Genomic DNA, 13,990 nt, shown 5'->3' on the forward strand with positions numbered 1-13,990 from the left:
GCGCAGGGACCGGGCCTCAGTGGCCCGGCAGCACGCACACCGCGTCGAGCCCGAGGACGTGGTTGAGCCGGCCGAACGCCAGCCAGGAGCCGATGCTCATGCTCAGTTCCACGATCTCGCGCTGGCTGTAGTGGGCGGTCATCCGTGTCCAGAACTCGTCGTCGATCCCGTGGTGGTCCAGGGCGTACCGCTCGGCGTACTCGGCCGCGAGGCGCGTGCGGTCGTCGAAGGCGTCGGTGGTGCGCCACCGGAGCACCGCGTCGGCGAACTCGTCCTCGACCTTCGCGCCGTCCCGTTCCGTGCGCCAGTCGAGGCAGAACAGGCAGCCGTTGATCTGCGCGACGCGCAGCCGCGCGGCCTCGAACTCCCGCAGTCCCAGTGTCGTGTGCTCATAGACGGCCAGCGAGAAGTTCGCGGCGGCGGGCCCGATGCCGGGGACCAGCTCGCCCCACACGTACCCGATCGGCTCCTGCCCCTCGGGGATGTCGATGTTCATGGCCGGTTCCTCTCGGGATCGCCCGCGCCGAGCTTTCCCGGCACGGCGCGCAGGGGGACGTCGAGCGCGTCGTACAGACCGGGTTCCGCGGCGACGAGCCAGTCGACGGCGTTCACCAGTCGGCCGACCGCGGTGGCGTTGCCGCCCGCCGACCGGTTCTCGCCCTCGTCGGCGGCCTCGACGGTGACCTCGATCCGGGGCCGTCCCTCGATGATCACCCGGTGGGCGCCCGCGCCGTCCGGCGGCTCGGGCCAGTCCGGGGCGCAGGACGGATGGATGCGGGTGATGTGCTCGACGACGATGCGCGGTACGCCGCCGACGATGCCCTGCACCTCGAACCGCACCGCGCCCTGGGTGCCGGCCGCGAACTCGCCCATGGTCCGCGTCCGTACCGTGGTGTCGAGCGCGCGGCGCTCCAACGACTCGCGGATCTCGTCGAGTTCGGCGCCGAGGGCCCGTGCCATCAGCCGTATCTGACCGCCCCACACCATCGTCGGGACGGTGGGCGCGAGCATCGGCGGCTCGTAGTCCATGGGCTGCCCCATGCCGACCAGGTAGCGGACCGACTCGGGCTGGTCGTAGGTGGAGTAGTCGAAGATCTCCTGGCAGCGGACCGTGTCGACGCGGCTGCCGAGGCCGCTGACCAGCAGCGGCAGCACGTCGTTGGCCCAGCCGGGGTCGACGCCGGAGACGAAGAGGGAGCCGCCGCCGTCCGCGACGGCCGCGAGGACCGGGTCCCGCAGTTCCGGCGGTGCGCCGCGCTGGTCGTAGAGGGCGTAGAGCGCGGGCGTGACGACCACCGCGCCGGCCCGGATCGCCCGGCAGACGTCGGCGAGCGCCTCGTCGGGGCGGATGTCGCCCGATGCCGCGTAGACGACGGCGCGGGGCCCCGTCGCGAGTACGGTGTCGATGTCGTCCGTGGCCGGGAGCCCCAACTCGGCTCCGAGGTCGGCCAGTTCACCCGCGTCACGGCCGACCTTGCCGGGGTCATGGACGAGGACGGCCGTGAGCTTCAGCGCCGGGTGGGCGTCGACGGCGCGGATGGCCGCGCGGCCGACGTTTCCGGTACCCCACACCACCGTGGAAATCATGCGGCGGAGGGTAGCGACGGGGGGTTGCGGTTCATAGGGCCATGACGGGAAAAGGTCCGGCCCGGCCTCAGCGGATGTTCACGTCGATGCACGCGTAGAAGGCGTTCGACGTGTCGCCGATGTTCCATACGGCGAGGACCTTGTGGCGGCCGGTGGCGCTGCCGAGGTTGACCTGGTGCGTGACGGTGGCCGGCGGCTGCTGGTTGCCGCCGTCGATCGTGGCGACCTTCGTCCCGTCGACGAAGTACTCGTAGTTCGCGGTGCGGTGCCGGGCGGTGAACGTCCAGGTGAAGGTCTGCGTCCTGCTGACGTCGCTGACCTTCCAGCCCTTGCTGTCGTCGTCGAGCTCCGCGAACCTCGCGTTGCCGCCGCTGCAGCTGCGCAGGCCCTTGGGTCCCTCGACGCTCTGGGGTTCGTACTTGATCTCGCCGCACGCGACCGTGCCCGCGGCGCACTGCGCCTGCCGGCTCGCGGGGGCGTTGACGTAACCGTGCGCGCTGGCCGAACCGGTCGGCAGGGTGAGGGCGAGGACCGGCGCGAGGCCGGCGCCGATCGTGGCGGCTATCTTCCGCTTCCTGTCCATGCGTACTCCTTCACGGCGTTGCTTCGTGGGGGTGTGCGGCGTGAAGTGCCCGTGTGCTGGCTGGAGTTGAGAGAGGGGAGTCGGGCTGCTGTGACCAGATGGCCGCGGCTGCCGATTAGTCCAGACCATAGACTTTGGCGAGACGCGGTCAAGGTTGTTTTCGCGCCATGCACGGGCCACCCGCGGCCCCGGCCCTCTCAGGTGGCGCCCGAGAGGAGCCAGGCCAGGATCAGCAGGCCGAAGGTCAGCGGCGCGAGGGCGAGGACGGACAGCAGCGGCACGAACCCGATGAGACCCTCGCGGATCCTGCGCCCGGACCGCAGCCGGCCGTGCGGGCGGGTCACCTCGGTCCGCAGGTCGAGGCGTTCGGCGGCGCGGTCCGATATCACCACGCCCGCACCCGAGGGCCCGCGCATGAGCGCCCTGCGCACCGTCGCGTCGACGGGGTCGTCGCCGCCCCGGAGATTGTTGACGACGAGCCGCACTCCGTGCGCGTCCGTGAGGATCAGCCGATCGTCGGTCCGCGTCTGCCCCGGCACCTCAAGGCGGCCGACCTTCGTCAGCCGGGCGAGGTCGACGGTGTGCCGCCCGGTCAGGGTGCGGGCGGTCAGCAGGCCGTCCTCGTCCACGCGGGCGTGCCAGCCCATGTGGGCATAGGCCGCCACCAGGCCGCTGACCGCGAACGACCCCAGGTTGAGGAAGAGGTACCCGTCGTCGATCAGCCCGGCCCGCACCAGGACCACCGGCACCAGGAAGGCGAGGGGCGGCAGAAGGTACGTGATCAGGTCGGCGATGCGCCGGGAGGTGCGGCCCTGGCCTGCGGCCGCCTCGGCGCCGTCGGCGGATGCGGTGTTCCCGGGAGAGTTGATCGTCACGGCCGTGACGCTATCGCGGGCGTCCGCGGCACGGGGCACGGGTGCTACCTGGGCCTTTATGGGAACTTAGAGTAGCCTCACCTAAGTTTTTGTCGACCGATCCCGGAGGGGCGCGGGTGAGTCCTTCAATACCGTCGGGGCGGGATGTTCCTGTGTCCGGGCGAGACGTGCTGCTCGACACGGTCCGGAGGGAGCGGAAGGACGTCGCGCTCGGCGCGCTCCTCGGCTCCTGGCACCAGATCGGCGAGGCCCTCGTGCCGGTCCTGATCGGTGTCGTCATCGACCGGGCCGTCACCGGCTCCGACTCCGGCGCCCTGCTCGCCTGGCTGGGCGTCCTCGCCGTCGTGTACGTCGGCCTTGCGCTGAGCTTCCGCTTCGGCGCCTGGTCCGGCGAGCGCGCCGCCGCCCGCGCCGAACACACCCTGCGCGGCATCCTCGTACGCCGTGTCCTGCATCCCGGCGGCGGCGCCGAGCACGGCCGGCTGCCGGGCGCGCTCACCAACACGGCGACCGAGGACGCCAAGCGGGTCGGCGCGGTGAACATGGCCCTGATGATCGGGACTTCGGCCCTGGTCGGCCTGCTCACCTGTGCCGTCGTTCTTCTTCGTACGTCGGTGACGCTGGGTCTCCTGGTGCTGCTCGGCACGCCGGTGCTGCTCTGGCTCGGGCATCTCCTGAGCAAGCCGCTGGAGAGCCGGAGCGGGTCCGAGCAGGAGCGGGCCGCGCACGCATCGGCCGTCGCCGCCGACCTGGTGTCCGGGCTGCGCGTCCTCAAGGGCATCGGCGGCGAGTCGGCGGCCATCGACCGCTACCGCACCACGAGCCGCGACTCGCTGCGGGCCACCCTGCGGGCGGCGCGGGCGCAGGCGTTCCAGAACGGCATGGTGCTCACCCTGACCGGCTGTCTGATCGCCGCGGTCGCCCTGGTCGGCGGCAGGCTGGCCGCCGAGGGCAGCATCAGCCTGGGCGAGCTGGTGTCGGCGGTCGGGCTCGCGCTCTTCCTGATCGGGCCGCTGCACGCGCTCGCCTGGGTCAACGCGCGGCTCGCCCAGGGCCGGGCATCGGCCGCCCGGATCGCGGAGGTGCTCGCCGCGCCGCACACCGTCCCCGCCGGGTCCGGGAACCTGCCGCAGCCGGTGCGGGGCGCCGTGCGGCTCAGCGGGGTCAGCGTCGGCGGGCTGCGCGGGATCGACCTCGACGTCGCTCCCGGCGAGCTGCTCGGCGTCGTCGCGACCGACCCCGCGCACGCCGCCGACCTGCTGCGCTGCCTGGCACTCCAGACGGACCCGGAGAGCGGCTCGGTGGAACTGGACGGCGTACCGCTGCGGGACCTCGACCCCGATGAGCTGCGCGCGGCGATGCTGGTGGCCGCGCACGACGCGGACCTCTTCGAGGGCACCGTGCGCGAGAACGTCACGGCCGCCGCGCCGGCCGCCGCCGATCCGGAGCCGGCGATGGCCGCGGCCGGTGTGACGCAGGTCGTGGAGACCCTGCCGGACGGCGCGGACACGGCGGTCAGCGAGCGCGGGCGTTCGCTGTCGGGCGGGCAGCGCCAACGGGTCGCCCTGGCCCGCGCGTTGGCCGCCGACCGGCCGGTGCTCGTGGTGCACGATCCGACGACCGCGGTCGACACGGTGACCGAGGCGAGCATCGCGGCGGGCATCCGGGAGATCCGCAAGGGCCGCACGACGGTCCTGGTGACGACGGGGCCCGCGCTGCTCGCCGTGACGGACCGGGTCGTGCTGCTGCACGACGGCGAGGTCACCGATGCGGCACCCCACCCCGATCTGATACGTCGTCACGAGACCTACCGCCAGGCGGTACTGGGATGAGCGAGGCAGTGGAAGAGACCCCCGAGAACACCCGCGCCCTGCTGCCCACCGCAACCCCGGCCAGGACGCGTGCCGCCGTACGCGAACTGGTGCGCCCGCACCGGACGCTGGCCGCCGTCGGCTTCGGGGTGCTGGTCGCCGCGACCGGCGTGGGCCTCCTGGTCCAGCCGATCCTCGGCCGCATCGTGGACCTGGTCGCGGACCGGCAGCCGCCCTCGGACCTCAACCTCCCGGTCGTCCTGCTGATCCTGGTGGCCCTCGTCCAGGGCGGCACCACCGCGCTCGGCCTCTCGCTCGTGTCACGGCTCGGCGAGACGGTCCTGGCGCGGCTGCGCGAGCTGTTCGTGGAGAAGGCGCTGCGGCTGCCGCTGGAAGAGGTGGAGAGGGCGGGTGCGGGCGATCTCACGGCCCGCGTGACCCGTGACGTGTCGGTGGTGGGCGACGCGGTGCGCTCCGCGCTGCCCGAGCTGGCCCGTTCGCTGCTGACCATCGTGCTCACGTTCGTCGCGCTGGCCGCCCTGGACTGGCGGTTCCTGCTCGCCGCCCTCCTCGCGGTGCCCATCCAGGCGCACACCGCCCGCTGGTACGTCCGCCACGCCGTGCCGCTCTACGCCCGCCAGCGGGTCGCCACCGGGGCCCAGCAGCAGCAGCTCCTCGACACCATCGCCGGGGCGTCGACCGTGCGGTCCTTCCGGCTCACGGACCGGCACACGGAGCTGGTGAACCGCCGCTCCCAGACGGCGGTCGACCTGAAGCTGCGCGGCGTCCGCCTCGTGCTCGACTTCTACAACCGCCTGCATGTCGCCGAGTACACGGGACTGGCGGCGGTCCTGATCACCGGCTTCTTCCTGGTCAGGTCGGACGCGGCGTCGATCGGCACGGCGACGGCGGCAGCCCTCTACTTCCACAGCCTGTTCGGCCCGGTCAATTCGGCGCTGGTGCTCCTGGACGACGCACAGTCGGCGACGGCGGCGCTGGCCCGCCTGGTCGGCGTGACGGACAAGGCGGACGCGGAGGCGCCGCGGCGTACCCCGGAATCAGACGTGACCGCGGACGGGGCCGTGACGGTGACCGCCGTCCATCACGCGTACGAGCCCGGCCAACCGGTCCTCAAGAACGTGGACCTGACGCTCCGCTCCGGAGAGCGGGTCGCCCTGGTCGGCCCGAGCGGCGCAGGCAAGACGACCCTGGCCAAACTCATAGCGGGAGTGCACCAGCCCACGTCCGGCACGGTCCACGTGACCGCTCCTGGACGGCCCGGCGAAGCGGAACAGCTGCCGGTGGCCCTGGTCACCCAGGAGACCCATGTCTTCGCCGGCCCGCTGGCGGACGACCTGCGCCTTGCCCGCCCCGAGGCCACCGAGGCGGAGCTGCGCGCGGCGCTGACGCTGGTGGACGCGGCGGAGTGGGCCGACGCCCTGCCCGACGGCCTGGCCACGGTGGTCGGCGAGGGCGGTCACCGCCTCACCCCCGCCCAGGTCCAGCAACTGGCCCTGGCCCGCCTCGTCCTCGCCGACCCCCCGGTGGCCGTACTGGACGAGGCGACGGCCGAGGCGGGCAGCACGGGGGCCCGCCTCCTGGAACAGGCGGCCGACCGCGCGGTGGACGGCCGCACGGCTCTGGTCGTCGCCCACCGCCTCACCCAGGCCGCCGCGGCGGACCGCATCGTGGTCATGGCCGAGGGCCGGATAGTGGAGAGCGGCACCCACGACGAACTGCGCCGAGCGGCGGGAACGTATGCGTCGTTGTGGGAGGCGTGGTCGGGGACGCGGGCGACGCCTGAGGCATGACGGACCACGAGCGCGGCTCCCGGACCCTGGTCCGGGAGCCGCTCAACCAGTCTTGGTCCAGGTACCGCAGCCCGTGCTGCTGAACGCCTTGTCCGAGGGAGCGATGGTCACGTAGGAGCTGCCCGACGGCAGATCGTTGGCGATGATGTCACCGAGATCACCACCCGTGCCGGACAGGCGTTCCCAATAACAATTCCCGCCGCCGTCGGTCTTGTAGGTGCCAGGGTCGATGTCCTCGCCCACCATGTAGGTGCCGTCGGTGATCGGCTCGGGGGCGTCGGGGTCGTTGGCCGGGTCGAAGTAACCGCCCTTCTTCTTCGGGCACTTGCCTTCGCTGGTCAGCCAGACGGTGACGGAGGTGTCCGGCCCCTTCGAAGCGGCGCCGGCGGCCGGGGACTGGAAGCACACCGTGTAGTCGCCCTCGTAGCCGCCCACGTCGTCGGAGGTGACTTCGTCGTCCTCGTACGCGGACTTGATGTCGGCCTCGAACGAGTGCGCTTCGACCCCGAGGCCGTCGTGCAGGGCATCTTGGGCCTTGTCGTACGTGACGCCGGTCAGCTTGGGCATCTTCGGCATCCGTGCGGCGGCCGAGAAGCCCTTGGGGCAGTTCTTGAGATAGGAGGGAACCGCGAAGAAGGTCACGGTTCCGGTGCCTTTGTCGACCTCCTGGGAACAGACTTCCGCCGAGCCGTCCCCGACGCTCCCGACGCCCTTGGGCCACTCGTCCGTCGTGTCGTGTCCCAGGGCTTCGGCCGCGTCCTTCGCGACGAGCAGGGTGTCGCCGCTGAAGTCGGGAAGGTCGACCGTTCCGGGGTCCCCCGCCGCGAAACCCTCGTCGTAGGCGGCCTTCTTCGCCTGCTTCAGCTCGGCCTTGTGCGCCGCGGCGGCTTCGGCCATGGCCCGCCCTCGCTGCTCGGCGACGCCGGACCGACTTACGGCAACCGGCACCAGGACCAGGCAGGCAAGGCAGCCGCCGAGGGCCGCCCCGATCAGGAGGGTGTCCTTGCGAGCCACGTGCTTGCGCCACCGGTCGCGAGCGGTGCGCCGGGGAGCGGGCGGCTCACCAGAGGCGGAGGCGGGGGCGGAGGCGGAGGCGGGGGCTGGAGCTGGGGCGGCTGCCTGCTCTTGGTCGGGGGTATCGCTGGTGGTCACTGTGCTCCTGTTCTCGGTGGGACGATTGGCCTGGAGTCGGGACGTGGCGACGCCTGCGGCCGGCCGGAAGACCGGCCGATCAGCCGAGGCTTGCGTCGAGTTCGCCTGCTCGGGCCTCGGCCTCGCTCAGCTTGACCTTGCCGCGGTGTGACACCTCTACCTGGTAGAAGGGGTGGCCGCCGGGCACCTTCGGGACGGTGACCTTGTACGAGCACTCGTCGGTGTCGTAGGACGTCTCCCCCTCCCGGTACTTGGGGCGCGACAGTGCTCCGGTGGCCACGACTGCGCCCTTCTCGTCGTACACGGTCACCTCGGTCCCGTCCCCGATGTCGTCGTAGCCCTCGGAGGTCACACAGGAGCCGCCGACGGACAAGATGTCCTCGTCACGAACGGTGAAAGCCCCCTCGATCGTGAAGGAACCCGCTCCGTCCGGTCCGGCCGAGCCGAGAACCGCCCACGTGGCACCGACAGCCGCCGCACCGAGCACGACGCCCGCCGCGAGGAAGGCAGCACGCGGGGCGGCGGCGGCACGGGCTCCGAGCGAGACCGGACGGTCCGGGGCGCTCACCGGCGTCGAGGGCTCCTCGGGATTCCGGATCTCGTGACGGGTCGGGCCGTCCGGGTGCGGGGCGTGAGAGGCGGTCATGTCTTCCTCAGGTGGGGAGTGACGGCGCGCGGGTGCGTCAAGATGGGGATGCAAATTGCATCGCGGCACGCATGCGATGTGACGCCCGCGCACTCAACATGAGCGCCAATATTACAGAAGTGCGATCATCCATGGACATGGCTCCCGGCATGGACGATGCCACCGAGGCCCGCCCCAAGATCTCCACAAGTGCGCACAGCGTGACGGTGACCGGTCTCCCCGGCTATGACGACTATGAGTTCGTCATCGGGTTCAACGCAGGTGCATCCGACCCCAACGGCGTCTTCATCCGGACCGACCGGCCGCACACCGTGCGCCTCACGGCCACGACACTCAGGCGCCTGCCCTACGACCGGCTGCTGAAGATCGCCGCGGAGGCGCGTGTGCGACAACTCGGCGAGAAGATGGCCCCGGAGGCGGGAGACCGGCCGTACGGAGGCGACGAGGCCCACGCGCGCGCCGTGGCCGAGGTCTACCGGTGGGCGGTGGACCACAGTGTTCCGCCGCGCAAGGCGATCGCCGCCCGCTGGGCGAAGTCGGAGGCGACAGCGGGCCGCTGGATCACCCAGGCGCGGAAACAGGGACTGCTGCCGCCGTACGGGGAGAAACCGGGAGGATAGCGCCGCACCGAGGGCGCACGGCCTACCCCTTGGCCCTCCCCCGCCGCCCCGGCAGACTCAGCTGTGCCGACACCAGCCCCACGGCGGCGATCAGGGTCCACAGCGCCCAGGGGCCGAGCGCGTAGACCGCGCCGCCGATCAGGGGGCCTGCTCCCGTGCCCGTCGTGTACGCGACGCCGTGCAAACCCTGGTAGCGGCCGACCATGTGGGGTGGGGCCAGGCTGCCCAGGTACGCCTGGGAGATGGTGCTCGTGATCATCTCGCCCAGCGTCCAGACCAGGACCGTCGCCGCCAGGAGGATCATGTCCGTCATGAGGCCCGTCAGCGCGAGGCCCGCGGCGACGATCAGGTTGCCGACGGCCAGGACGCGCTCCGGACGGAAGCGGGCGACCGCGCCGGTGATAGGGAGTTCGAGGGCCAGGACCAGCAGGCCGTTGAGGCCGATGAGGAGGCCGAAGTCGCGTTCGGTCAGGCCCACTTCGGTGACGTGCAGGGGCAGGCCGACCGTGGACTGGACGTAGACGAACTCGGCGAACACGGTCATCAGGAGGAAGCGGGTCAGGGTGCGGTCGGCGAGTGCCTGCCGGTACCCCGGCGAGTGCTTCGCCTCCCGGACCGTTCTCACATCCGATCGTTCCTCCGGGCCGTCGCGCAGCAGCACCCCCACCACCACCCCGAACAGCAGGCACGCTGCCGCGTTCCCGAGGAACAGGCCCACGTACGACGTGCCTGCCAGCACACCGCCGATGACGCCGCCCAGCGCCGCGCCCACGTTCATCGCGAACCGGAACACCGCGAAGGCCGCGAGCCGTTGCTGGTTCGTCGCCACGGAGTCCAGCAGCACCGCTGCCGCCGCCGGCCGGTAGATCTGTGATGTAACGCCGATGAGGCCGACCACCGTGACGATGAGCGGAAGCGCGCCGATGAACGGCACTGCCGCCGTCATGACGGAGGTGGTCACCGCGGACAGCACGATCGTCCGGCGTCGGCCGATCCGGTCCGCCAGGTAGCCGCCGACCGCGTTGCCCAGCACATTGCCCACGCCGGACACACCGAGGACCAGGCCCGCCGCCGCGGCGGAACAGCCGCGCCCCGTCAGGTAGAGCACGATGAACACGGGCAGGAAATTGCCGGCCTTGTTCACCAGGATGCCGAGGCTGACGACCCACACCCGGCCCGGCAGCCCCCGCAGCGCCTCGCGGAATCGCGGGTCGGCGGCGCCCGGCCGGTCCGGTGCCTCGGTGTTCATGCGATGGGTTCGGTACGTATGTGGACCGCCTCGGCCAGGCGCCTGCTGTGCGCGATCGCCTCGGCGGCGGTGGCGCCTCGGGCGACGACATGACCGACCTTGTCCTCGTTCCACGTCAGTGGCCGCACCACGTCGCCCGGCCGCACCGTCAACCGGAGGTCCACATATGCCGGGTCCGCGCGTACGACGTCCACGCCGGTCACCGCCACGACCCGGCCGGGCTCCGGCGTGAGGAAGCGGACGGCCGCTCCGGCCCGCGGCCGCGGCGACATGGCCAGCGGCTCCGCCGCGCCGAACCTGGCGCCCAGGGCGTGGCGTTCCATGTCGACGCCGTAGGCGATCCGGGTCAGTTCGTCGATCCGGTCGCCGCCGACCCGGTTGTGCGACTCGATGATCCGCGGGCCTCGCGCGGTCAGTCTGAGCTCGGTGTGCCCCGGACCGTCGCAGAGCCCCACCGCGTCGAGGAAGTCGGTGACCAGACGTGTGACCTCGCGCAGTGTCTCGGGCGAGCAGCCGCTGGGCTGTGCGTGTCCGATCTCCACGAATCCGGTGCCGCCGCACTCCTTGTCGGTCACCGCCACGACCACATGCCGCCCGCAAGAGCTCAGGGTTTCCACGCTGATCTCGGGGCCGTCCAGGAACTCCTCCATGAGGAACTCGCCGAAGGAGTCGGCGAAGGCGAGGTCCCCGGCGGCCCACTTCTCGTCGTCCAGCGACCGGTACCGGTCGACGACCGCGTCCACGTCCGCCTCGTCGGCTACGCGGAACACCCCCAGGCTGCCCGACTCGCGGACGGGTTTGACGATGAGCGGGAAGCCGTGCTCCTTCCCGAACTCCCTTACGTCGTCCGCGAAACGGCCCACGGCCGAAGCCACCGGACTGATGCCCTTCGCCGCCAGATGCCGGCGCATGCGCCCCTTGTCCAGGAGCAGTTCCACGGTGGCGACGGGCTCGCCGCCGAGGCCGAGCGCCTCGTTGATCCGCGCCGCCGGCAGCAGCCCCAGCTCGAACAGTGACACGGCGGCCCGGAACGGTTCCGTCTCGTGCAACGCCCGCACCAGCGGCAGCAGTCGGTCGACGTCGCCGTAGTCGAGCAGCAGCGCCTGGTCGACGTGCGGCCAGTGGGCACGGTCGTACGCGTCCGGGTACTGGACCAGCACCACGTCCAGGCCGAGTTCCTGGGCCTTGCGCACATGGTCGGGCCTGCCGCCCACGACCAGGACGCGAGGCCGTCCGGGGCCGGCGGCCGCCGTGGATCCCCGGCCGTTGGGCATGACGGCGCCCGACGGCATGGTTCGCTCGCTCACGCTTCCTCCTCTCAAGTCGCCTTCTCCGTACGGTGCGCGCCGCACGGCCGAGAGTAGGAGGAGTTCCGGACAATCTACTTCCGGTTCATCCGGCGGCTCCGTAACCTGCCCGGATGGCGAACGAGCTCAGCCCTACCGCGCGGGCCCTGCGCACGCTCGAGATCCTCCAGACCCGCCCCGGCACGACGGCGGGCGAACTCGCCCGGCGTCTCGACGTCACGGAGCGGGCCGCGCGCCGGTACGTCGAGATCCTCCGCGAGGCCGGGATTCCGGTCGATTCGGTGCGGGGGCCGCACGGCGGCTACTGGGTGCGGCGCGGGACGCGGCCCCCGGTGCACTTCACGCTCGCCGAGGCGCTCGGCCTGGTCATGGCGGTGCTCGACGGGCAGCCCGGGGCGGCGGACGCCGACGACCTGGTGGGTGCCGCCCTCGGCAAGGTCATCAAGGTGCTGCCGGAGAACATCGGCAGGGAGGCGGCCGTACTGCGCGACCACGCCTCCGCCGCTCCCGACCCGCAGGCGGCCCGCCCCGACCCCGCCCTGACCGGCGCACTCGTGGCCGCCGCCGCGAACCGGCGGCGCGTACTGCTGGCGTACCGGAGCGAGGCCGGGAACGAATGGGAGGCCGAGGTGGACCCCTGGGCCGTCGTCGTCCGCCAGGGGCGCTGGTATCTGCTGGGCCACTCCCACCGCGCGGACGCGGTGCACACGTTCCGGATCGACCGGGTCCGCGCGGTGTCGCAGCTGACGGACGCGTTCGAACCGCCCGAGGACCTCGACCCGGTGGCGGCGCTGGAGGAGAGCTTCGGCCTTGGGTGGGAGTTCCCCACCCGTGTCGTGTTCGACGCTCCCCCGGCCGATGTGGCCCCCTGGATCCGGCCTCCCATGGGGCGACTTGAGCCATGGGAGGCCGGGTGTGTGCTCATCGGCACCACCGGCGATCCGGACATGTACGTTCAGAAGTGGCTGGCCCGGCTGCCGTTCGCGTTCCGCGTCGAGGGCGGCCCGGAACTCCGCGCGGCCGTGGCGGCACTGGCGGAGCGGTTCGCCGCGGCGGTGGCGGAGCGGACCTGACGGCGCCGCCGGCGACCCGCCGCATGTCGCATGCTTCCTACACGGGCTGCTGCTGGGTGACGCAGTGGATGCCGCCGCCTCCCGTGCCGAGGCGGTCGATGTCCAACTGCTCGATGGTGCGGTCGGGGTAGAGCCGGGCCAGGGTGGACTTCGCCGCCGCGTCCGCGGCCTCGTCGCCGAAGTGGGCGCAGATGACCGCGTCGTTGCAGAGGTAGAAGTTCGCGTAGGAGGCCAGGAAGTCCGGGTCGGTGGAGCGGATCTTCTCGTAGTCCGGCCCCTGGAGCTTCATCACGTCCATCGCCCCGCCGCCGGCGGTCGTCGACTCGGTGAGGATCCGGTGCTGCTCGCGGGCGTCCTTGGCGTACGCGTCGTCGTCCGAGGCGAGCGGCAGCTGGACGAGGGCCTCCCCTTCGGAGAGGAAGCGTGACGTGGCGTCGACGTGGTCGTCGGTGATGTCCTGCCCGTACACGCCGTCGAACCAGATGACCTTGGACGCGCCGTACGCGTCACGCATCGCCGCCTCCAGCCTGCCCTCCGCCATACCGGGGTTCCGGTTCTCGTTGAGCAGGCTGCTGCGCGTCGCCATCAGGGTTCCCGCGCCGTCCTGTTCGATGGCACCGCCCTCGCCCACGAAGTCCGCTCGGGTGAAGGGCACCTCCACATGGGCGGCGATGCGTTCGGCGACCCGCGCGTCCTTGCCGTGGGTCTGCTTGTCGCCCCAGCCGTTGAAGTTGAGGCCGACCGCGTCGAGTCCGCCGGCGCCGTCCGTGCGGAAGACCGGGCCCGTGTCACGCGCCCAGCAGTCGTCCACCGGGATCGAGCTGACGACGGTGACCGCGGACCCGCACATCGACCGGGCCTTGGCCGCGCTCTCGGGGTTGGCGCAGATGAAGACCGGTTCGTACTTGGCGATCGTCCGGGCTATCAGCGCGATGTCGGCCTGGATGCCGCCGAGCGCCCCGCCGTTCCAGATCACGGTGGAGTCGGGCCAGGCCATCCAGGTGCGGGTGTGGCGTACGTCCTCGACGGGGACGCGGAAGGAGCCCGCCGCCGCCCGCTTGCGGCTCGGCTCGGCGCCGGCCCTGCTCTGGGTGACGGCCAGGGCCGCGCCCGCGGCGGTCAGCCCGGCGGCGGCCAGGAAGCGCCGCCGGTTGGGGCGGGCATGCCGTGCGGTCGGGCCGGTGGGGAGTTCGTTCACGTGGTGCCTCCTGATGTCTCGTACGCGAAGGGAGCGGAGGGAAGGGGAAGTGCGCAGGGAGTCGCGCAGGGAGCTGCG

13 protein-coding genes are annotated in these 13,990 nt (G+C 72.0%); 4 read left to right on the forward strand and 9 right to left on the reverse strand.

Annotated elements, in window-relative coordinates; genetic code table 11:
• Positions 1–16 precede the first annotated feature (16 nt).
• The 4 genes from ACIBKX_RS08530 to ACIBKX_RS08545 all read right to left on the reverse strand — a co-directional run bounded on the left by ACIBKX_RS08530 (position 17) and on the right by ACIBKX_RS08545 (position 3,045).
• Complete coding sequence (locus ACIBKX_RS08530; RefSeq protein ID WP_363271143.1) at positions 17–496, reverse strand: carboxymuconolactone decarboxylase family protein; 480 nt, start codon at positions 494–496, stop codon at positions 17–19.
• Positions 493–1,587 (reverse strand): dihydrodipicolinate reductase, encoded by a 1,095-nt coding sequence (locus tag ACIBKX_RS08535; protein ID WP_363271144.1) that lies wholly within the window; start codon positions 1,585–1,587, stop codon positions 493–495. The genes ACIBKX_RS08530 and ACIBKX_RS08535 overlap by 4 nt, the downstream gene beginning before the upstream one ends.
• Positions 1,588–1,654: 67 nt before the next feature.
• Positions 1,655–2,170, reverse strand: a complete 516-nt coding sequence (locus ACIBKX_RS08540; RefSeq protein WP_363271145.1) for a lytic polysaccharide monooxygenase auxiliary activity family 9 protein — start codon at positions 2,168–2,170, stop codon at positions 1,655–1,657.
• Positions 2,171–2,367: 197 nt separating this feature from the next.
• Complete coding sequence (locus tag ACIBKX_RS08545) at positions 2,368–3,045, reverse strand: hypothetical protein (RefSeq protein ID WP_363271146.1); 678 nt, start codon at positions 3,043–3,045, stop codon at positions 2,368–2,370.
• 152 nt (positions 3,046–3,197) lie between these two features.
• Here ACIBKX_RS08545 and ACIBKX_RS08550 point away from each other — a divergent pair, with 152 nt between their 5' ends.
• Together ACIBKX_RS08550 and ACIBKX_RS08555 are read left to right on the forward strand one after the other, a co-directional pair.
• Entirely contained in the window at positions 3,198–4,877 is a 1,680-nt protein-coding gene (locus tag ACIBKX_RS08550) for an ABC transporter ATP-binding protein (protein ID WP_363271147.1), read from the forward strand.
• Complete coding sequence (locus ACIBKX_RS08555) at positions 4,874–6,667, forward strand: ABC transporter ATP-binding protein (protein ID WP_363271148.1); 1,794 nt, start codon at positions 4,874–4,876, stop codon at positions 6,665–6,667. Before ACIBKX_RS08550 ends, ACIBKX_RS08555 begins: the two co-directional genes overlap by 4 nt.
• 42 nt (positions 6,668–6,709) lie before the next feature.
• Here the strand turns inward: ACIBKX_RS08555 and ACIBKX_RS08560 are convergent, their stop codons facing one another.
• Together ACIBKX_RS08560 and ACIBKX_RS08565 are read right to left on the reverse strand one after the other, a co-directional pair.
• A complete protein-coding gene (locus ACIBKX_RS08560) occupies positions 6,710–7,681 on the reverse strand; it encodes a PASTA domain-containing protein (protein ID WP_363271149.1) in 972 nt (323 codons plus the stop codon).
• Between the two features lie 217 nt (positions 7,682–7,898).
• Positions 7,899–8,465 (reverse strand): hypothetical protein, encoded by a 567-nt coding sequence (locus ACIBKX_RS08565; protein ID WP_363271150.1) that lies wholly within the window; start codon positions 8,463–8,465, stop codon positions 7,899–7,901.
• A gap of 131 nt (positions 8,466–8,596) precedes the next feature.
• Between ACIBKX_RS08565 and ACIBKX_RS08570 the strand changes: the two genes are divergently transcribed.
• Entirely contained in the window at positions 8,597–9,085 is a 489-nt protein-coding gene (locus ACIBKX_RS08570) for a hypothetical protein (protein WP_363271151.1), read from the forward strand.
• A gap of 22 nt (positions 9,086–9,107) precedes the next feature.
• Here the strand turns inward: ACIBKX_RS08570 and ACIBKX_RS08575 are convergent, their stop codons facing one another.
• Both ACIBKX_RS08575 and ACIBKX_RS08580 read right to left on the reverse strand, forming a co-directional pair.
• Positions 9,108–10,334: an MFS transporter gene (locus ACIBKX_RS08575; RefSeq protein WP_363271152.1), complete on the reverse strand. Its 1,227-nt coding sequence runs from the start codon at positions 10,332–10,334 to the stop codon at positions 9,108–9,110.
• Positions 10,331–11,641, reverse strand: a complete 1,311-nt coding sequence (locus tag ACIBKX_RS08580; protein ID WP_363271153.1) for an ATP-grasp domain-containing protein — start codon at positions 11,639–11,641, stop codon at positions 10,331–10,333. Before ACIBKX_RS08580 ends, ACIBKX_RS08575 begins: the two co-directional genes overlap by 4 nt.
• 113 nt (positions 11,642–11,754) lie before the next feature.
• On the opposite strand from ACIBKX_RS08580, the gene ACIBKX_RS08585 reads away from it, so the two are divergent.
• On the forward strand, positions 11,755–12,714 hold the full coding sequence (locus tag ACIBKX_RS08585) for a WYL domain-containing protein (protein WP_363271154.1): 960 nt from the start codon (positions 11,755–11,757) through the stop codon (positions 12,712–12,714).
• A 37-nt stretch (positions 12,715–12,751) separates the two neighbouring features.
• On the opposite strand, the gene ACIBKX_RS08590 is transcribed toward ACIBKX_RS08585, so the two are convergent.
• Positions 12,752–13,912 (reverse strand): agmatine deiminase family protein, encoded by a 1,161-nt coding sequence (locus ACIBKX_RS08590; RefSeq protein WP_363271155.1) that lies wholly within the window; start codon positions 13,910–13,912, stop codon positions 12,752–12,754.
• Positions 13,913–13,990: the final 78 nt, after the last annotated feature.

Source organism: Streptomyces sp. NPDC050658 (genome assembly GCF_044457025.1).
In the GTDB taxonomy this organism is placed as follows: domain Bacteria; phylum Actinomycetota; class Actinomycetes; order Streptomycetales; family Streptomycetaceae; genus Streptomyces.